This is a genomic window from Shewanella psychromarinicola (genome assembly GCF_003855155.1).
Lineage (GTDB): Bacteria > Pseudomonadota > Gammaproteobacteria > Enterobacterales > Shewanellaceae > Shewanella > Shewanella psychromarinicola.
In genome coordinates this window covers 606,695-627,002 of sequence record NZ_CP034073.1, presented here as the reverse complement: position 1 = coordinate 627,002, position 20,308 = coordinate 606,695, and the positions used below count along the sequence as shown (strand labels likewise).

At 41.3% G+C, this 20,308-nt stretch carries 19 protein-coding genes; 13 read left to right on the top strand and 6 right to left on the bottom strand.

The window, feature by feature from the left end:
* Positions 1 to 5: 5 nt before the first annotated feature.
* The 3 genes from spoT to gmk form a co-directional block, all read right to left on the bottom strand.
* On the bottom strand, positions 6 to 2,114 hold the full coding sequence (gene spoT / locus EGC80_RS02600; RefSeq protein ID WP_124013194.1) for a bifunctional GTP diphosphokinase/guanosine-3',5'-bis pyrophosphate 3'-pyrophosphohydrolase: 2,109 nt from the start codon (positions 2,112 to 2,114) through the stop codon (positions 6 to 8).
* Positions 2,115 to 2,127: 13 nt separating this feature from the next.
* Entirely contained in the window at positions 2,128 to 2,406 is a 279-nt protein-coding gene (rpoZ, locus tag EGC80_RS02595) for a DNA-directed RNA polymerase subunit omega (protein ID WP_011635854.1), read from the bottom strand.
* Between the two features lie 61 nt (positions 2,407 to 2,467).
* Positions 2,468 to 3,091 carry a guanylate kinase gene (gene gmk / locus EGC80_RS02590; RefSeq protein ID WP_124013195.1) on the bottom strand — a complete coding sequence of 208 codons (624 nt, stop codon included), beginning with the start codon at positions 3,089 to 3,091 and terminating at the stop codon, positions 2,468 to 2,470.
* A 339-nt stretch (positions 3,092 to 3,430) separates the two neighbouring features.
* Between gmk and EGC80_RS02585 the strand changes: the two genes are divergently transcribed.
* From EGC80_RS02585 to yjjG, 3 genes are all read left to right on the top strand, one after another.
* Positions 3,431 to 4,723 (top strand): DUF805 domain-containing protein, encoded by a 1,293-nt coding sequence (locus EGC80_RS02585; protein WP_124013196.1) that lies wholly within the window; start codon positions 3,431 to 3,433, stop codon positions 4,721 to 4,723.
* Between the two features lie 76 nt (positions 4,724 to 4,799).
* Entirely contained in the window at positions 4,800 to 5,870 is a 1,071-nt protein-coding gene (locus EGC80_RS02580) for an aminoglycoside phosphotransferase family protein (RefSeq protein WP_124013197.1), read from the top strand.
* A gap of 45 nt (positions 5,871 to 5,915) precedes the next feature.
* Positions 5,916 to 6,617, top strand: coding sequence for a pyrimidine 5'-nucleotidase (gene yjjG, locus EGC80_RS02575; protein ID WP_124013198.1), 702 nt, complete (start codon positions 5,916 to 5,918; stop codon positions 6,615 to 6,617).
* A gap of 69 nt (positions 6,618 to 6,686) precedes the next feature.
* Here the strand turns inward: yjjG and EGC80_RS02570 are convergent, their stop codons facing one another.
* Positions 6,687 to 9,272, bottom strand: coding sequence for a penicillin-binding protein 1A (locus tag EGC80_RS02570; protein WP_124013199.1), 2,586 nt, complete (start codon positions 9,270 to 9,272; stop codon positions 6,687 to 6,689).
* Positions 9,273 to 9,457: 185 nt separating this feature from the next.
* Between EGC80_RS02570 and EGC80_RS02565 the strand changes: the two genes are divergently transcribed.
* From EGC80_RS02565 to EGC80_RS02525, 9 genes are all read left to right on the top strand, one after another.
* Positions 9,458 to 10,537, top strand: coding sequence for a pilus assembly protein PilM (locus tag EGC80_RS02565; protein ID WP_124013200.1), 1,080 nt, complete (start codon positions 9,458 to 9,460; stop codon positions 10,535 to 10,537).
* Positions 10,525 to 11,109 (top strand): PilN domain-containing protein, encoded by a 585-nt coding sequence (locus EGC80_RS02560; protein ID WP_101033066.1) that lies wholly within the window; start codon positions 10,525 to 10,527, stop codon positions 11,107 to 11,109. The genes EGC80_RS02565 and EGC80_RS02560 overlap by 13 nt, the downstream gene beginning before the upstream one ends.
* Positions 11,106 to 11,723, top strand: coding sequence for a type IV pilus inner membrane component PilO (locus tag EGC80_RS02555; RefSeq protein WP_101033065.1), 618 nt, complete (start codon positions 11,106 to 11,108; stop codon positions 11,721 to 11,723). Before EGC80_RS02560 ends, EGC80_RS02555 begins: the two co-directional genes overlap by 4 nt.
* Entirely contained in the window at positions 11,723 to 12,241 is a 519-nt protein-coding gene (locus EGC80_RS02550; RefSeq protein WP_101033064.1) for a pilus assembly protein PilP, read from the top strand. The genes EGC80_RS02555 and EGC80_RS02550 overlap by 1 nt, the downstream gene beginning before the upstream one ends.
* 21 nt (positions 12,242 to 12,262) lie before the next feature.
* On the top strand, positions 12,263 to 14,311 hold the full coding sequence (gene pilQ, locus EGC80_RS02545; protein ID WP_124013201.1) for a type IV pilus secretin PilQ family protein: 2,049 nt from the start codon (positions 12,263 to 12,265) through the stop codon (positions 14,309 to 14,311).
* A gap of 447 nt (positions 14,312 to 14,758) precedes the next feature.
* Positions 14,759 to 15,274, top strand: coding sequence for a shikimate kinase AroK (gene aroK / locus EGC80_RS02540; RefSeq protein WP_011635865.1), 516 nt, complete (start codon positions 14,759 to 14,761; stop codon positions 15,272 to 15,274).
* An 8-nt stretch (positions 15,275 to 15,282) separates the two neighbouring features.
* Entirely contained in the window at positions 15,283 to 16,359 is a 1,077-nt protein-coding gene (gene aroB, locus EGC80_RS02535; RefSeq protein ID WP_124693452.1) for a 3-dehydroquinate synthase, read from the top strand.
* A 34-nt stretch (positions 16,360 to 16,393) separates the two neighbouring features.
* Positions 16,394 to 17,797, top strand: coding sequence for an ATP-binding protein (locus EGC80_RS02530; RefSeq protein ID WP_124013203.1), 1,404 nt, complete (start codon positions 16,394 to 16,396; stop codon positions 17,795 to 17,797).
* A gap of 132 nt (positions 17,798 to 17,929) precedes the next feature.
* Positions 17,930 to 18,766 (top strand): Dam family site-specific DNA-(adenine-N6)-methyltransferase, encoded by an 837-nt coding sequence (locus EGC80_RS02525; RefSeq protein WP_124013204.1) that lies wholly within the window; start codon positions 17,930 to 17,932, stop codon positions 18,764 to 18,766.
* A gap of 35 nt (positions 18,767 to 18,801) precedes the next feature.
* Here the strand turns inward: EGC80_RS02525 and EGC80_RS02520 are convergent, their stop codons facing one another.
* A complete protein-coding gene (locus EGC80_RS02520; protein ID WP_101033059.1) occupies positions 18,802 to 18,981 on the bottom strand; it encodes a DUF2970 domain-containing protein in 180 nt (59 codons plus the stop codon).
* Positions 18,981 to 19,358: a hypothetical protein gene (locus EGC80_RS02515; protein WP_124013205.1), complete on the bottom strand. Its 378-nt coding sequence runs from the start codon at positions 19,356 to 19,358 to the stop codon at positions 18,981 to 18,983. Before EGC80_RS02515 ends, EGC80_RS02520 begins: the two co-directional genes overlap by 1 nt.
* A gap of 271 nt (positions 19,359 to 19,629) precedes the next feature.
* Here EGC80_RS02515 and rpe point away from each other — a divergent pair, with 271 nt between their 5' ends.
* Positions 19,630 to 20,301, top strand: a complete 672-nt coding sequence (gene rpe / locus EGC80_RS02510; protein ID WP_101033057.1) for a ribulose-phosphate 3-epimerase — start codon at positions 19,630 to 19,632, stop codon at positions 20,299 to 20,301.
* Positions 20,302 to 20,308 lie beyond the last annotated feature (7 nt).

Sequence of the window (20,308 nt, the reverse complement as noted above, 5' to 3'; positions counted from 1 at the left end):
AGTGACTAGCGATTACGCGAGGTGCGTAATACTTCAGGTAAAACGCGTATCCTGCGCATTACGTTGGCAAGATGGACACGATCTTTAACTGAAATACGTAAATTAATCAAATACACTCGGCCATCACGTTCTTCAGTGCTGAGATTGTGAATATTTGACCCAGCTGAAGCGATAATCGAGGTGATTTTAGCCAGCGCACCTTGATGGTTAACAATTTCGACGCGCAGATTAGCTTGGTACTCTGCGCCTTCTACGTTGTCCCAATGCACTGATATGTACTTATCAGGCTCGCCTTGATAGCCACGAATATTGGCACAGCTTTCCATGTGAACCACTAAACCTTTGCCTGGACTCACATGGGCAATGACGGCATCGCCAGGGATAGGGCGACAACAATTAGCGTAGGTCACCAACATACCTTCAGCGCCACGAATTGGCATCTGCAAGGTTTCTTTATTATGATCGTGAGCGTCTAGCTGTTGGCCTAATAAACGTTGGGCAATCACAATACTCATGGCATTACCTAAGCCAATATCGGCCAGTAATGAGTCCAGCGAAGTATGTTTGGTTTCTTTAATCACTTTTTCAAGTAAATCGGCTGGAATATTCTCAAGTTTAGTATCACCCAAGGCATGGTTTAACAAACGCTTACCTAATGCAATGGCGTTATCACCTTTAAGGCTCTTCAATACTTGCCTAATTTTACCACGAGCTTTACCGGTGACCACAAAGTTTAACCATGCAGCATTAGGACGAGCGCCTTTAGCGGTAATAATTTCAACCGTTTGCCCAGAGATCAGTGGCTGGCTCAGAGGATAAGCTTGGCGATTGACTCTCGCTCCCACGCAGGTATTACCCACATCAGTATGCACTTCGTAGGCAAAGTCGACAGCTGTGGCATTAACCGGCAATTCTAAAATACGGCCTTCTGGGGTAAACACATAAATTTCTTCAGGAAATAGCTCTGTTTTAACGTTTTCAACAAATTCAAATGAGCTGCTGGCGCTTTGCTGCAATTCCAGCAAACTTTGCATCCATCGGTGAGCACGAACTTGAGAGGTACTTTGCTGAGCCGAATCAATCTTATTTTTATACATCCAATGTGCAGCGACACCTTTGTCGGCCATTTGATCCATTTCTTCAGTGCGAATTTGCACTTCAACAGGAACCGCATGAGGACCAAATAATGATGTGTGCAATGATTGATAACCGTTGGCTTTTGGAATAGCGATATAATCTTTAAAACGTCCAGGGCGCGGCTTGTATAATCCGTGCATAGCGCCTAAAACGCGATAACAGGTATCGATAGAGTCAACAATAACGCGGAACGCATAGATATCCATGACCTCTTGAAATTGCAGTTCTTTACTGCGCATTTTTCGATAAATCGAGTAGAGGTTTTTTTCACGGCCTTTAACTTTTGTGGGTATTCCAGCCTCTTCAAGGCGTTTTTCAATAGCAACTTCAATACTATTAATCAGTTCTTTACGATTACCCCTGGCCGCTTTGACAACATCGCGGATCACTCTATGGCGCATAGGGTAATAGGCTTGAAAACCTAAGTCTTCAAGTTCGATTTTGATATTGTGAATACCTAATCGATTAGCAATTGGGGCGTAGATTTCTAGGGTTTCACTAGCAATACGACGGCGTTTATCAGGGCGAAGTGCGCCTAAAGTACGCATGTTGTGGGTTCGATCAGCCAATTTGATGAGGATCACTCGAATATCTTGAGTCATTGCCATCATCATTTTACGGAAGTTTTCCGCTTGGGCTTCTTTTCTATCACGAAACTTGATTTTATCAAGCTTTGATACACCTTCCACGAGTTCTGCAACAGCAACACCAAATAACTCAGAGAGTTCTTCTTTGGTGACAGGTGTATCTTCGATGGTGTCATGAAGTAAGGCAGCCATAAGCGACTCATGATCGAGACGCATGTCTGCCAAGATGCGGCTAACCGCAACGGGATGGGTAATGTAAGGCTCGCCACTTGTGCGCATTTGCCCTTCGTGGGCATCACGCGCAACCAAATAGGCCTGCTTGAGTAATTCTACTTGATCCGGCTCTAAATAGCTGGATGCTGACTCTTTTAGACCTTCAAACAGATACAAGTGGCGCTACTCCTTATAAAACGCGGCCTTCTGCAATGGCTGCGACAGCGGCAATTTCAGCTGCTTCACGTTCACGAACAGTTTGGCGCTCATCAGCATCTAAAGTATTTGAGGTGACTAAACCTAATTCGATTTCACGTAATGCGACAACCGTTGGTTTATCATTCATCTCATCAACCATAGGTTCTTTACCTTGGACGGCGATTTGGCGTGCACGACGCGCTGCAACCAGGATCATATCAAAACGGTTGCCGATTTTGTTTACGGCGTCTTCTACAGTTACGCGAGCCATGTGTTGAAACTCCAGTGTTATCTATTGGGAAAAAAGGACGCAAAATTGTACACTATGACAATTAATCTGCCAAGAGATCAGTAATCATATCATTGTGGGCATACTGCTGACTAGCACAGGTTAATCGTTGACTGCGGATAATGGCGCTTAAATCGACCAATGCGTCATCAAAATCATCATTTACAATCACAAAGTCATATTGAGCGTAATGTGACATTTCAGAAACGGCTTGTGCCATACGTGAATCAATCACTTGTTGACTGTCTTGGCCTCGACCGGTTAAACGGCGTTCAAGCTCGGACTTAGACGGCGGTAAAATAAACACCCCTAATGCCGTTTTCATCAATTTTTTAACTTGCTCTGCGCCTTGCCAATCAATATCAAGAAATACATCGATACCTTTATCTAAGGTTTGTTCGATGACGCGCTTGGAGGTGCCATAAAAATTGCCAAAGACTTCGGCCCATTCAAGAAAGGCATTTTGGGCAATTAATGCTTTAAATTGCTCAATAGACACGAAATGATAATGCTGTCCATCGACTTCGCCAAGGCGAGGTTTACGGGTCGTATGTGACACAGAAACCTGTTTATCGCTGGGTTTATCTTTTAATAGTGCTGATATAAGTGATGATTTACCTGCGCCACTAGGGGCTGACACAATAAAAAGATTTCCACGAGTGCTCATAAATAAGGTTGCTCATCCGATTATTCATTAAGAAAGCTTAACATTATACTCGTTAACGGTAGGGTTATGCTAGCGCAATCATAGAGATTGCTGATGAGTCTTATCGCGATAAGATGGATAAAAGTGACTTGCAAAAGTAGGAATAAAAAAGTAAACCAAAATCTAGCTTGGGTCTGGCTTTATAAGATAAATTCTGTAGGCTTTGGGCTATTAATAGCGGTTGTCGATTTTGATGATAACAACAATCCTTTAACCTTGTAATAGCGGTGTAGAATCACCGACGATTTCTGTTATGTAGCCAGCTGTTTTGATTTTTTTGTAAATTAATAGGAATGATTGATGTTTGTAAAACCCCTACTGTGCCGAGATGGTCGTGACACAGGCTTAAGGTTAATGATAATTATATTAGCAGCATTTTTGTTGTTAACTGTCGCTGCTATCGTATTCCCGGCGAGTGTAATTAATTGGGTTGTGACGCTAACGATAATGCCTATTGTTGGTTTGTCTGCTGTTCGTCGCCTAAATGACGTCAATAAATCGATTAAATTGGCGATGGTTTGTGTCGTTCCTGTGGGCCTTTTTGGCATATTGACTTACTTTATGGCGCCTTTGGGCGCACTCGCAGGAGTGTTTTTGTTTGGCCTAGCTTGTGGTGGCTATTTGGCCTTTATGCCGGCTAAAAGTAAGATTAATTATGTGCAAGGCTATAATGGACCCAGTATGGTGCCAGTATCTTTTGCGGGCTCGGTACATCACCGACAAGAACCGGTAATGAAAAGGCGGGTTATGCCTGTTCATACTATGCCAGAGAGTACATTTTCATCAACAGAGATAACGGATGATGAAGTGAACTTTACGGGTTCGGTTGAGCCAGATTCTTTCGAGACAGAAAAATATCAATTAAATGATGATGTGGTGCAGCAGGCAAGTTCCGAGCAAACTGACGCACACATGGACCATGACGTTGATGAGAAAATGGAGGATGATCAAGTCAGATCATTTTCTACATCATCTGCTCGCAGTAATCAGCCTCTTTATGTTGATCAGGATGCATTGCATTCAGGGTCGATTACCGAGCTTGCAAAATCTTGGCTTAATGTGGCCAAGTTACATCAGCAAAAGCTTATTTTAATCGGAAAAATTACTGCTGCCATTGTCGCTGCCGGTTTGGTTGTATATTTAGTTTCCGCCTTGATCAGTGTTTTTTCTGGCGAGGCGACAGAACAAACTGACCATGCTGATGAGATGATCAATCAACAACAAGCCAGTAGTCGACAAATGATTAAACTGCCGGATGGGTTTTGGTTAGTACTAGACGGCGATGTTCTGATTGTACGCTGGTTAGGGGATCGCGGTGATGCTAGACGCTTGTGGCATTTAGCCAGCGCCATAGGCGATAAAACCTGCGCCAACCTTGAATTTAATGATGGTAGTCGTTATCGACCACTCACGGTTGATCGGTTACAGGACAGTGCCACTGAAGCCAGATTTACGCCGCTGGATAAAGATGCCATTGTCAATAATGTCGCGCTTAAAGGTAGCTTTAAGTTGTGTGGTTATGAATTTAGCTTAAAGGGCAGCCAAGCAACATTAATGCAAAACCCTCAATTTGAAATGATACTAAGCCAGTAACCATTAGGGAGATAATCAGACAGTAGAGCTCTGTCGGTTATCTTTGGCTATGATAAAGATGAGTTTGGAGTTGTGATTGGTTAATTTTATCCGCAAAAATGTATTGTCTCAGTTTGGTTTTAGGGGCGAGCATAGTACGCTTCATCCACTGGGTAATGGCCATATTAATCAGACTTTTTTGGTGAATGATAACGCTAAAACGATGGTCTTGCAGCGTATCAACACCCAAATATTTACCGATCCTAAGGTGATGATTCAAAATGCCAGCAATATTAGTCAGCATTTACTCACTAAGCGTCAACAGCAGCAATATCCATTGCAAGTGGTGAGTCCAATAGCCACCGTTTCAGGTGCACTTTACTTAGATTTAGGTGAGCAAGGGTTTTGGCGAGCAATAGATTACTTGCCCCATAGCGATACGATTGAAGTGGTTGATACTCCCGAACAAGCCATGCTGGCCGCCGCAGCTTTTGGCCATTTTGCCGCGGCGTTGAGTGATTTAACCCCCAATGACATTATCGATGTTATTCCCAACTTTTTGAATTTACCCCAGCGTATCACTCAATTGCATGATGCAATGGTTAATGATGTCAACGGTCGATTAGTCCAGTGTAAAAAATGGCCGGACTTGTGCTTAGCACAAACGGATTTATTAGCAGAATTAGTACAATATGAAGCTGCCTTACCGCTAAGGATTTGTCACAATGATACTAAAATCAATAATATGCTGTTTGATAGTCGAGATATGTCTAGTCTGGCTATTATTGATTTAGATACCTGCATGAAAGGGTATTTGATGTATGACTTTGGTGATATGGTGCGGGCTTTTTGTTCCCCTGAGCCGGAAGACTCGACTGACTTAGGCAATGTGTATGCACGACCTGAGATCATTATTGCTGCGGCAAACGCGTATATAGCGTCTCTCGCTGGCATCATTACCCCGCTTGAAAAGCGCAGTTTATGGCTAGGAACTAAAGTGATGCCGTTAATGCTTGGGGTACGATTTTTAACTGATTATTTAAATGGTGATGTTTATTTTGGGATCAAGCACCAAAACCATAATCTTGATCGCGCGATAAATCAGCTAACTATTTATCAAAGTCTACTGAGGCAAGAAGCTGCGTTAAAGTCATTATTTAACGCTTAGCTGCCATAGTTAACCATTTATTTGAACGAAATAAGGATCTCATTGATGTTAAATATGCTCAATAAATATAAATGGATTTTATTTGATGCTGACGAAACGTTATTTCATTTCGATGATTTTGCGGGATTGAAATTAATGTTCTCTCGATTTAATATTGATTTTAACACCGAAAACTTTGCTGTTTATCAGCAGGTCAACAAACCACTATGGGTTGAATACCAAAATGGTGTAATTAGTGCTGCGCATTTACAACACGCTCGGTTTCATGACTGGGCGACAAAGTTGTCTGTTACCCCGCAACATCTAAACAGTCAATTTCTGGCGGCAATGGCCGATATTTGTCAGCCATTACCCGGTGCCCGGGAATTGATTGACTCATTAAATGGTAGGGTCAAGCTTGGTATCATTACTAATGGTTTTACCGAGTTACAAAATATCCGCTTGAGTCGCACAGGCTTTCAAGGTGCCTTTAATCCTGTGGTTATCTCTGAACAACTGGGTAAAGCAAAACCTGATGTGGCTATTTTTCATCATGCGTTTGGCTTAATGGGGGAGCCGGAGAAGCATCAAGTACTCATGGTCGGTGATAACCTACATTCTGATATTTTAGGCGGTATCAATGCCGGTATCGACACCTGTTGGTTAAATCATCATGATGCACCTGTGACTAATAATATATCTCCAAGCTATCAGGTCCGTAATTTAGCTGAACTACATCAATTATTGCTGCCCGATGCCACTCAATAGTTGGTCAGTTCAGACATAAAAAAGCCATTCGACTGAATGGCTTTTTTTATCCGCTTATTTTAAAGGGTGTTATTGAAATAAATCTTCAGCAACATTGTCGATAAAGATATCACCACTTTGCGGTGTTTCGGTGACATATTCTTTGGGTTCTGTACCTTCAACAAAATACTCAAACTGTGTGGTGTGGTCTGTCTTACGTGTTAATTTACCCGTGGCTAAATCAATACGTGCAGAGACAATCCCCTTCGGTGGAATAACCGGCGCTTCCGGGCTACCCGCGAGGGCTTTATTCATAAAGTCATTCCAGCCAGGACCTGCGGTTTTCGCCCCAGCTTCACCACCCGATATTTGATCGGGGTCGCCATTGGCCACCCAGCTTGAGCGACCGAGTTGACGACCAAAATCATCAAAACCAACCCAGAAGGTCGCGGTAAGTGTAGGATTAAAACCACTGAACCAAGTATCTCGAGACTCGTTAGTTGTTCCTGTTTTACCCGCAATATCATGACGTCTAATTAATTTAGACGCTCGCCATGCTGTACCATTCCATCCCGTACCTTGGCTCCAGTCACCGCCGCCCCAAATAACGCTCTTTAACGCTTCAGTGATCAAAAATGCCGTTTGTTCAGAAATGATCCGCTTAGCAAAGCGAGCTTGTGGGTTACTGCAAATATTTTGTTCAGCAGTCAGTAAATCGACCTCAGTTTCTTCGTCTAATGTATCTGCTGATAGGCCTACTGCTTGTTGAGATAGCTCTTCAGCCATCGCAGCAAATGGGTCATCAATAGCCACAGGTTCTACAACAGAGGGCTCTGGTTTACTGCATGCAATAGTCGGTATGGTTTGTTCAATAATGTTGTCGTATGAGTCGGTCACGTGATCGATATAATAAGATTCAACTAAATAACCGCCATTAGCAAAGCTATTAAATGCCGTGGCAACTTGTAATGGTGTCACTGACGGCGACCCTAACGCTAACGATTCATTTCGTGGTAAATCACTCGGATCAAATCCAAACTTCACCAGCTCTTTTATGGTGTCGTCTAAACCGGTATGTCGCATCGCTCTGACCGACATAACGTTAATCGACTGAGCTAAGCCGACACGTAAGCGTGTTGGTCCACCATAAACATCGGGTGAGTTTTTAGGGCGCCACGCTGTGCCCTGACGGGTATCAGGTTTGTTAATCGGTGCATTATTAATGAGCGTCGCCAAGGTGTAGTCTTTTTCTAATGCCGCAGCATAAATAAAAGGCTTAATATTGGAACCTAATTGGCGTTTAGCTTGGGTTACCCGATTGAATTGACTTTTGCGAAAGCTAAATCCACCCACGAGGGTTTTGATTGCGCCGTCATGAGGTTCAAGTGAGACGGTTGCACTCGAGACTATTGGGATTTGTGACAATTGCCAATGCTTACCATTATGGCGGATCCACACTTGTTGGCCGGCGGTGAGTATATCGGCTGCTTGCTTTGGTGGTAAGGTTTGACGTTTATCTGAGATAAACTTACGAGCCCATTTTAAGCCTTTCCATTCAAGTGTAATCAGTTCGCCTTTGTCATCTATCACCTGTGCTTGTTGATCTTTTACGCTCAGCACTGCTGCAGGCATAATGCTTTGCATCGAAGATGTGCGTTTTAAAATAGCGACAATCTCATCGTTATTTAGCGGCGTATCCGTCCATAATTCCGTAACCGGACCACGGTAACCATGGCGTTGGTCATAAGCAAAAACGTTATCTCTTAATGACTCTTGAGCCATCAATTGTAAATCCGATGATATTGTAGTGTAGACATTGTAACCGTTGGTATAGGCTGCTTCTTCACCGTATTTTTGGGTCATGTAATCACGCGCCATTTCCGAAATATACGGAGCGTATAAATCAATTTCAGCACCATGGTATTTTGCGCTAGAAGGGCTATTGATTGCCGCTTGATATTCTGCTTGAGTAATATTGCGTTTCTCAAGCATACGGCTTAATACCCAGTTACGACGTGATATGGCTCGTTCTTGGTTTCTAACGGGATTGGCTGCAGATGGGGCTTGAGGTAGACCCGCAATCATTGCCATCTCTGGCAGTGTAAGCTGACTAAGTTCTTTGCCATAATAGACTTGAGCAGCAGCACCCACACCATAGGCGCGGTTGCCTAAGAAAGAGCGATTTAAATAAAGCGTTAAAATTTCTTTTTTGGATAGCGCCTTTTCAATTTTTAGCGCGAGGAATATTTCTTTGATTTTACGAATGTATGTTTTTTCGTTGGTTAAGAAAAATCCTCGGGCAACCTGTTGGGTAATCGTACTTGCCCCTTGACTCTTCTCACCTGTCGTTATCAAGATGATTGCTGCGCGGATAATACCAATCGGATCAATACCGTTATGCTCAAAAAAACGTGCATCTTCGGTGTCGAGTACCGCATTGATTAACTGAACGGGCACCTCTTCATACTCTACAGGTATGCGGCGTTTCTCACCAAATTGAGAAATAAGTTTGCCATCGCGGCTATAAATACGCAGCGGAGTTTGTAATTGTACCGTCTTTAGCGAATTAACATCGGGTAAATCAGGTAACACATAAAAGTAAGCGGCTGCTATAGCAGCAACTCCCAGTAGTGATAGGCTAAAAAATGCAATTAATAAACGTTTAAACCATTTCACTCGATAATTCCAGAAAATTACAAATAGTGGCGCTAGTATATAAGCGGGAGAGTTTTTGGTGAAGTAAAACATGAAATAAGTAAATAGTATTTGTAAAATGTTGAAACATCTTATACAAATACTTTTAACGAGTTGATTATGTGCTAATCTCTTAGAAAATAAGAATAGAATTGTGATGACGGACTATGATTTCTAAATTGTGGAAGCGTCAAGCACCTCAAATGGTCGGGATTGATATTGGGTCTCATGAAATAAAAGCCATTTTGTTGAGCAAGACTGCCGATGGATATAAAATTCAAAACCATATGGCCGTTCCTGTTAGAAAGGGAGCGGTTGTTGATCATGATATTCGTGATTCTGAAGCGGTACTTGAATCACTGAGGCAAATCAGACGAGGTTTACCTAAATCGGTCAAATTTGCAGCAGTCGCTGTTTCAGGTTCCGCTGTTATGACTAAAGTCATCTATATGGATGCCGCGTTGAATGAAGAGGAAATGGAAGCTCAAATTGAAATTGAAGCTGACAACCTTATTCCTTATTCGCTTGATGAAGTCAGCATTGATTTTGAAAGGCTTAGCCCGAATATCACCGATCCAACCAAAGTTAATGTGTTACTGAGCGCATGCCGTACAGAAAACATTGATTCACGTTTGGACGCTTTAGATTCTGTTGATCTAGTAGTCAAAGTTGTTGATGTGGAAGCTTATGCCTTAGGGCGCTCTGCAGAATTAATTTATGGTCAGTTACCTGATGGTGCTAAAGATAAATCCATCGCCATGATTGATATTGGTGCCAATATGACCACATTCTCTGTGGTTGAAAATGGTGACACTACGTTTATACGTGAGCAAGCCTTTGGCGGTGAGTTATTCACTCAATCAATTATGTCATATTATGGAATGCCTCATGACGAGGCTGAACAAGCTAAGATCTCTAGTCAATTACCGCGTAATTATATGTTCGAAGTCTTATCACCATATCAGACACAATTGTTACAGCAAATTAAACGAACGTTACAAATATACTGTACTGCCAGTGGACGTGAAAAAGTTGACTATATCGTTTTGTGTGGTGGTACCGCTAAGTTAGAAGGAATGGTTGAACTACTCGGTAACGAGTTAGGCACCCATACCATTATTGCAGATCCTTTCCAAGGTTGTTTACATGCAGATGATGTTATGAAAAGTCAGCTTCAACCTAATATAAGTAAATATATGCTGGCATGTGGTCTTGCGCTAAGGAGTTATGCTCAATGGCGAACATAAATTTATTACCTTGGCGTGAAGAAGCTAGAGAGAAGCAAAAACGCGACTTTATTGGCATTCTAGCGTTAGTTTTTTTAGTGACATCATTAGTTATATATTTATTTCTGGGTTTTCTAGAGGTTGTCACTGATGATCAACGTCAACGCAATGCATATTTAGCAGCGGAAATTAGCTTACTTGATACCCAAATTGCAGAAATTAGAAAAATTACCGAACGTAAAAAAGACATTGAACGTCGAACTGAAATAATTCTCAACTTACAACAATCGCGTAATTTACCTACTCATGTTTTAGATGAATTAGTCCGTATGGTGCCGCCTGGTATTTATCTCTCAAGTATAGAGAAAAAGGGTAGCGTGTTATTAATCGAAGGACGCAGCGAATCGAATAATAATGTCGCTAATATGATGAGAAAGGTTAAAACCTCTGGTTATCTTAACGATCCAAGTATGCAATCGATTGTGACGCAAAATGAAGAGTTAAGGCAATTACAGCGCTTTAAATTACGTGTCACTATTCGTGATGATTCACAAATAACCAATGCTGATGCGAACCAAGGAGCGAGAAAATGAATCTCGACCTAGATCAATTTAATGATATCGATTTTGAAAATATCGGTGGTTGGCCCAAGCTGGTAAAAGTTGTATTTGCTGTGTTTTTGTCTGTGTGTGTTATCGGTGCCAGTTATTATTTGTTTATTTCAGACTCGATTGATGTGATAAAAGTCGAACAGCAGAAAGAAATCCAACTACGTGAAGATTTTGAAACTAAATATCGTTTAGCTGCTAATCTAAAACTGTATCGAGAACAACTAGATATAATGGAAGTGCAGTTTGCCGAGTTGCTTAAAATGCTGCCTTCTGAAAATGAAATGCCAGGTTTATTAGATGATTTAACGTTTGTTGCCACTGACGCGGGCCTTAGAATTAACAGTCTAGATTGGGATGATGAAATCGAACGTGATTTTTATATTGAATTTCCAATAAAGATGTCAGTAGTCGGTGATTATCATCAGATGGGTAATATGGTCAGTGGTGTTGCAAAATTACCTCGAATTGTCAGTCTGCATGACTTTATAATAAAGCAGAATGATGCCGGTGGATTATCTATGGATATTCTCGCCAAAACCTATCGCTTTAAAGAAGGGGCTGAATTATCGCAACAGGCCAATAAGGAGCAGAAATAATGAAGTTTTTGCTTTTATTGTTATCAATGGTGTTTTTATTGAGTGGTTGTATCGGTGATCGCAGCGATTTAGAGTTATTTGTTACTACTACAAAGGCGCAACACGTTGCACGTATACCGCCATTGAAGCAAACACCGAAGTTTGAACATTTTGCTTATCAAGCTGAATTGATGCGCAGTCCGTTTGTTCCACCGTCGAGGGAATTGACTGAAGAGGTGATTGATACATCTAAAGATTGTTTACAGCCAGACTTAAAGCGTCGCAAAGGTCGTTTAGAAACCTATGCATTAGACATTTTAAGAATGCGTGGAACATTGAGTGAAGAGAGTACTATTTGGGCTTTAATAGAATCTAGTGATGGCAATGTTTATCGTATGGGTGTAGGTGAATATTTAGGGCTTTATCATGGACGAATTGCTAAAGTAACGACGCAATTTATCGAAATTATAGAATTAATCCCTGATGGTTCAGGTTGCTGGACTGAAAGAACCAGCAATTTAGAATTATCAGGAAAATAACGTGCGAAGGATGAGTGAATAATGGAATCTTCTGCCGCGATGAAAAAAGCAATAACAAAGTTATTATTTTTTAGAGCGCTCTTAGGCGCAGTTTTATTAATGGGTCTAGTACCCAATGCGATAGCTGCTAATCGTCTTATGGACGTCAAATATCATTCAATGGTTGATCACCAATTAGAATTAGAGTTGATTTTTGAATCATCAATAGTGTCACCGTCTGTTGATTTATCGGCAGACCCGGCAGAAATTATGTTGATGTTCTCTGACACTATTTCTAATTTAAATAAAAACAAAATTCCGGTAAATGCTGTTGGTGTAAAAGAAGTAAATACACAACAACAAGGTGGCAATTTACAAATCATTGTCGCCATGAATAAAGTGAAGCCATATCAAGGTAAAATTGTTGATAATAGTTATCGATTAACCATAAATGATGATGTTTCCGGTCCAGTAGAAGCAAACAATCCATTTGTTAATGCTATTAGCAGTATTGATTTTCGCCGCAATAAAACCGGTGGTGGAGAAATATTATTTAATCTTAGCAATCGTTCTGTCGCGGCGAATGTAGAGCAAGTCGGTTCAAAGCTTGAAATAAAACTCTATAACACCGATATTGGCAATGATTTACTTTACGTCATGGATGTTCAAGACTTTGCCACACCAGTGAATAGTTTTGAAACATTTAAAGATGATTTGACCACCCGTATCTTGGTCGATGTTGACGGTAACTATGACTATAACTATCGCCAAGACGGCAATGTATTTAAAGTTAGCGTAGACAAAGTCGAACGAGTCTCTGTTGCTAAAGAGGCTAAAAAATATAATGGTCGTTCATTGTCACTAAACTTCCAAAACATAGCGGTTCGTACCGTGTTGCAAATTATTGCTGATTATAACAACTTTAACCTTGTGACAAGCGATACGGTTGAAGGTGATATTACCTTGCGTTTAGACGATGTGCCTTGGGATCAAGCATTAGACCTTATTTTACAAACTAAAGGTCTAGATAAACGCATTGAAGGCAATATTTTAATGGTGGCACCGAGTGAAGAGCTTGCCATTCGTGAAAGTAATGACTTGAAAAACCGACAAGAAGTCAAAGAATTAGCACCGCTATATTCTGAATTCTTACAAATAAACTACGCCAAAGCTGTTGATATATCGGAGTTACTTAAAACCACCGATTCAACCTTATTATCATCTCGAGGCAGTGTTGCCGTAGATGAACGTACAAATACGCTATTGGTAAAAGATACGGCTGAGATTTTAGAAAACGTACACCGCTTGATTGAAGTATTAGATATCCCCATTAAACAAGTGCTAATTGAAGCACGTATGGTGACAGTTAAAGATGATGTGTCTGAAGATCTAGGTATTCGCTGGGGCATAACAGATCAGCAGGGTTCTAAAGGCACTTCTGGTACTATTGGAGGTGCAACCAGTATTGCCAATGGTATTATTCCAAGCATTGATGATCGCCTTAACGTGAATCTACCGGCTGCGGCAAGTTCGGCTACTAGTATTGCTTTTCATGTGGCTAAATTGGCTGACGGTACCGTACTCGATTTAGAGTTAAGTGCATTAGAACAAGAAAACAAAGGTGAAATTATTGCCAGCCCACGTATTACCACTTCTAACCAGAAGTCGGCATACATTGAGCAGGGTGTTGAAATTCCCTATGTTGAGTCTGCATCAAGTGGTGCAACAACCGTGACCTTTAAGAAGGCCGTGCTATCGCTTCGTGTTACACCGCAAATCACCCCAGATGACCGGGTGATCCTAGATCTTGAAATTACCCAAGATTCTCAAGGAACAACGGTTGCTACAGCAACGGGTGAAGCGGTTGCGATTGATACTCAGCGTATTGGTACTCAGGTACTGGTCGATAATGGTGAGACTATCGTATTAGGTGGTATTTATCAGCAAAACTTGATTAGCCGTGTGAGTAAGGTTCCTGTGTTGGGTGATATACCGCTAGTGGGGTTCTTATTTAGAAATTCAACCGACACAAATGAGCGCCAAGAGCTGTTAATTTTTGTAACCCCTAAGATTGTTGCTGACAAACGCTAGTTTCTTTCGCCAATAACAACACTAAAAAGCCAGCTATTTAACCGCTGGCTTTTTTATGGCGGTTATTTTTGCGGCGATAATGATCAAACTCGTTAAATATATCATCACTACACGTCACTCCAGTTTGTCAAATTAGCATTTTAAGTGGCAATAATGGCGACCTCATTAAAGTATGATAGTATATGCCTCAATTAGATTGTGTCGTGCCAATCCATGTATAATCTTTGCATTAACAAACATTTAATCGCAAATATTATATTTTTTTTTGGATTTTTAGTATCAGTGACATAATAAAATCATGATAAATAGCTGTGATGACTTGCAAGCGGTAGCCCTTAACTGAGATAATCCTTCGTCAAGTCTCAATAGAGCAAGGTTAAATTATAGGTCGGCTTGAAGTTTAAGTCGATAAGGCATTCTTCCATATAAGATTCAGACGTATACGCAATGGCTGAAAAACGCAATATTTTTCTGGTAGGCCCTATGGGCGCAGGTAAAAGCACAATTGGTCGCCATCTGGCGCAAATGCTGCATTTAGATTTCCACGATTCAGATCACGAGATTGAACAACGTACCGGTGCAGATATTGCCTGGGTGTTTGATGTTGAAGGTGAGGAGGGTTTCCGTCGTCGTGAAGCTCAAGTCATTGGTGATCTTTCAGAAAGGCAAGGTATCGTTCTCGCGACAGGTGGTGGTTCTGTTCAGAGTAAAGATATCCGCAATTATCTTTCTGCTCGAGGTATAGTGGTTTACTTAGAAACAACAATCGACAAGCAAGTTGCGCGTACTCAGCGTGATAAGCGTCGCCCGTTGTTACAAGTAGATGATCCACGTGAAGTGCTCGAAAGCTTAGCGGAAATTCGTAATCCTTTATATGAGGAAATTGCGGATGTTATCGTTAAAACTGATGAGCAAAGCGCGAAGATCGTCGCAAACCAAATTATCGAGCAACTCGGCTTTTAGGTAACAACATGCAACAGATCCAGGTTCAATTAGGTGATAGAAGTTACCCCATTTATATTGGCCAGGATTTGATGAATGATAGCGAGCTATTTGCTCGCTACCTAACAAACAAAAAAGCCTTAATTGTTTCAAATGACACCATTGCTCCGTTGTATCGTCAAAAGATACAACTAGCGATGAGCGCTTGCGCGCGTATTGAAACTGTTATTTTGCCTGATGGCGAAAAATTTAAAGATTTACAGCATCTAGATTATATTTTTACTGGATTACTTGAGCATAACTTTGCCCGAGATTCAGTATTAGTTGCGCTAGGGGGTGGTGTTGTTGGTGGTATGACTGGTTTCGCGGCAGCGTGTTATCAGCGTGGTATTGATTTTATTCAAGTGCCGACAACATTATTGTCCCAAGTTGATTCCTCTGTCGGTGGTAAAACGGCAGTCAATCATCCGCTTGGGAAAAATATGATTGGCGCATTTTATCAACCCAAATCTGTGATTATCGATACGCTTTGCTTACAGACATTACCCGCAAATGAGTTTGCCGCAGGTATGGCTGAAGTGATTAAGTACGGTATTATTTGGGATGCGGACTTTTTTCAATGGCTTGAAGCTAATGTCGATGCATTAAAATCGCTCCAGACTGATGCGTTAAACTATGCTATTGCAAAATGTTGCCAGATTAAAGCTGATGTTGTCGCGCAAGATGAAACTGAACAAGGTGTTAGAGCATTATTAAACCTTGGGCATACCTTTGGGCATGCTATCGAAGCTGAAATGGGCTACGGTGTCTGGTTACATGGCGAAGCAGTAGCTGCTGGTACCGTTCTTGCTGCACAAACAGCCTGTAAACTTAATCTATTAGATGATCAAAGTGTTGAGCGTATTCGTCAGTTGATGCAAGCGTTTGATTTACCTATAACGGCTCCCGAGTCGATGGGTTTTGAGCATTTTATTAAGCATATGCGCCGTGATAAAAAAGTCTTAGGTGGTAAAATTCGTTTAGTATTACCTACGGGTATAGGCCAAGCTGATCTCTTTAGTGAAGTAGGTGAAGACTTACTGAAACAGGTTATTAGCTGCTTATAACTATGCTACATATTCATTATAGTGTGGTGAATCATTGACGACTCCAGGACTATTGTTACTCCCCACTCAAGAAGCGCTAGTTCAGCGTTTGCAGCATATTGCTAGTTATGGTGAACAGTTGTTGGTTATTTGCGGTGACAAGGGGTCGGGTAAATCTACACTGACAGCCGCATTAGCAAGTGAACTGGACGACTATAATTGCGCATTAATCATTTGTCCTCAACACGCAGATAGCGCTGAAATTCGTCGAAAAATTCTGGTCCAATTAATCTCCGCCCCTATTTTTGATGATGAACGTCCTTTAATGGACACTGTGCTTAGGATCCAATCTAGTCTAACAAAGCCGCTGCACATCATTATTGATGATGCCGATTTATTGCCTAAAGATATTTGGGCTGAATGCATTTTGCTGAGTCAAATCCATTGTGCAGGAAAACCTGTTGCAGTAACCGTGACCGTCACGCCCAGTTTTTGGTATACCTTAGTCGCTGAGTTAACTGATGATATACGCGCTAGATTGCTACCCGTCACTATTGAACCTTTATCGGTGCCCGAGCGCGATGGCCTTTATCAGAGTTTATTGCTCCGCAGCGAGCAAGCGCCGTTTATTCCACGTGAAATTATTCATAAACAACTAGAGAAACAGCAGGGTACGCCAGCTGAAGTTGTTCAATTATTAGCGTTAGCATTAGAAGAACCACAAACAGAGAAACCCTCTTGGTCTCTGTCAGTTAAGCTGTTTGTAATTTTGGCTGTTATCTCGGTTTTTGTTGCCATTGGGGCAGCGGTTAATAGTCAATTACCTGTGCCGATTTCAACATCATTAGCACCAACATTGACAGCAGAGCAATCAATCGTACGTGTAAAAGCACAGCAATATGTCGCTCATTTTGCCGACACGACACTGAGTGCTTATTTTGCCAAAAGGCAATTGGCACTCACTAAGTCTACTGCAAATAAACAAGCTCTCGTGTTATTTGACAAGCAAATGGCTGCAGATACCTCGCTGGGTGAGCGTAATATCTCTGACGTTAACGACAACACCGCTCCAGACAATCACAGTGATGTAACGGTGAGTTCATCAATAAAGGGATTATCTTTTCAAGGTAAATTGCCAAAAGCACAGATCCAAGCAGTCGTTCAGCCCAGTGATATTGTTGAGAATGATAATAACCCAAATTTGAAAGTACAAGGTTTCACTTTGCAGCTAGCAAGTGTTAATGACAAAGCATCACTCGCGCCTATTTTAGCTAAAATGGCACAAGAGCCACAGGTTTACGTTATGAGTTACCAGCAACGCTATGTTTTATTATTAGGTGATTTCGATACCGTAACGGTTGCAAACTTAAAAGCTAAAAGTCTTCAGACACAATATTCATTAGCTGCTCCATGGGTTAGAAAGTGGGCAGATTTGAGTGATTATAAGCGACAAGATTAACCGCGTCATATTCAGTTATAGCTAATTAAATAATATGAAAAAACAACATAATTAATCTACTTTATCCGATGATAATTGTCGCTAAACAGCGTACACTTATCAGCTTTAATTTTGCTGGTATAATTCCTATTCATGATAAAAAAGCATAGAGCCTTTCTAAAATGGGCAGGTGGTAAATACAAGCTCGTTGATGAGCTAGCAAAACACCTTCCTACAGGAAACCGACTTATTGAGCCTTTCGTTGGGGCGGGATCGGTATTTCTCAATACTCAGTTTGATGACTACTTGTTGTGTGACATTAATCAAGACTTAATCAATCTATACCAAATTGTTCAGCAACAGCCTGATGCCTACATTCAAGCGGCAAAAGCTATGTTTGTCGATGAGATGAATGATAAAGATGCCTACTACCGTATTCGTGCTGAATTTAATCTCTGCAGTGACCCTTTTATTCGGTCGGTATATTTTCTGTACATGAATCGTCATGGTTTTAATGGTTTATGTCGATATAACCGCAAAGGTGGTTTTAACGTGCCGTTTGGTTCGTACAAAAAACCATACTTTCCAGAAGCTGAAATTCGTTATTTCTCATTAAAAGCGCAACAAGCGACGTTTAAATGTATCAGTTATGAACAAGCCTTTTATATGGCGAATTGCGGAGATGTCATTTATTGTGATCCGCCTTATGCACCATTATCGACAACCGCCAGTTTTACCACCTATGTAGGTCCGGGGTTTAGTCTAGACGATCAAGCATTACTTGCCCGTCATTCTCGGCTCATTGCCCATGAACGCAATATTCCGGTATTGATCAGTAACCATGATATTCCGTTAACACGAGAGTTGTATCGTGGCGCATCTTGTTCAACCATTTCGGTGCAACGTAACATTAGCCCAAAAGGCAGTTCACGCAAGAAAGTTGACGAAATTATGGCGTTATACGATCATCATTATCGTGAAGAAGAGTAGTACTACTGGGATGAGAATATAACAACCGCAGGTGGTTAACTTAATACCTGATTCACGATCAGCATTAATGAAATAACCAAGGCTATAGCTAAGATAATTCCCATGATGATAAAGGGTAACGGGGATTGATTTTTGAAGTCTTTTTGGCGGTTCTGCTCTGTCTGAACGCCAAAAAAGGCCGCTACAGTGCTACTAAAAACTCGCCAAAGTGACATTAGCGCGATATCTGAGTTGGGCTGCCTGAGGTAGGCATATCATTTAAAGGCTTATCTTTGTGGCCGTGGATCAATTCAAGTAAATCAATAAAGTGAAATTGGCTCGAGCGGCTATTACCCGTTACCCAATTACCCCAACTGACATCATCTGATTGCTCAGCACAACGATTTGTAGGGTGACTACTTGGCAAACTAGTATTGTAGCTTGTGGTGCTATCGCATACGCAGGCTTTACTATTAGCAGAATTAGCTTCGGTGGTGAGTAAAATTTGGCTTAACAATAATGCCAACCCCGACGTTGCAAACACAGCAAAAACAGATGCTGGCAATAATTTGCCATCACGCCCTGAAAGCTTGCGTAGTAAGTGCTTAACCATAAAAGGTGTCCTATCCGTGGTATAAACTCGATTGATGCTACAACAGTTGTTAAATCTACTATTAGATCCCTAAGATAACAACATTTTTCATTATAGCAAAGTCGCTTAGTTATTGAACAGTGGTTTCTATTTAAAGAATAGCAAATCCGCCTTATGGTCTAGTTTTTGACTAAATTCTATATTAGATAGTGGTTATTTCCCTTTTGTGACTAGAGGCTTGCGGCCGCAAAGGGTAAAATGTCATCACTTTGATCTGCCAATAGAGAAGATTATGCGCCCATTTTTAATTGCACCATCGATTTTGTCCGCCGATTTTTCCCGTTTAGGTGACGATGTTAAAGCCGTATTAGATGCAGGTTCAGACGTTGTTCACTTCGACGTAATGGATAATCACTATGTTCCTAATCTAACCATCGGCCCAATGGTATGTACGGCGTTACGTAAATACGGTATTACTGCTGATATTGATGTGCATTTAATGGTAAAACCCGTTGATCGTATTATTCCTGATTTTGCTGCCGCCGGCGCTTCAATTATCACTTTTCATCCAGAAGCATCTGAACATATAGATCGCACCCTACAGCTGATTAAAGAATCTGGTTGTAAGGCCGGATTAGTCTTTAATCCTGGCACTCCACTGCATTATTTAGATCATGTTATGGATAAGCTCGATGTCATTTTATTGATGTCGGTTAACCCTGGTTTTGGTGGTCAGTCATTTATTCCCCATACCTTAGATAAACTTCGTCAAGTTCGGGCGCGCATTGATGCCAGTGGTTTTGATATTCGCTTACAAGTCGATGGTGGCGTGAAGGTCGATAATATTGCTGAAATTGCTGCCGCGGGTGCAGATATGTTTGTAGCCGGTTCGGCCATTTTCAATCAACCAGATTATAAAGTGGTTGTTGATCAAATGCGTGCTGAACTCGCTTCGGTATCATAATTTATTT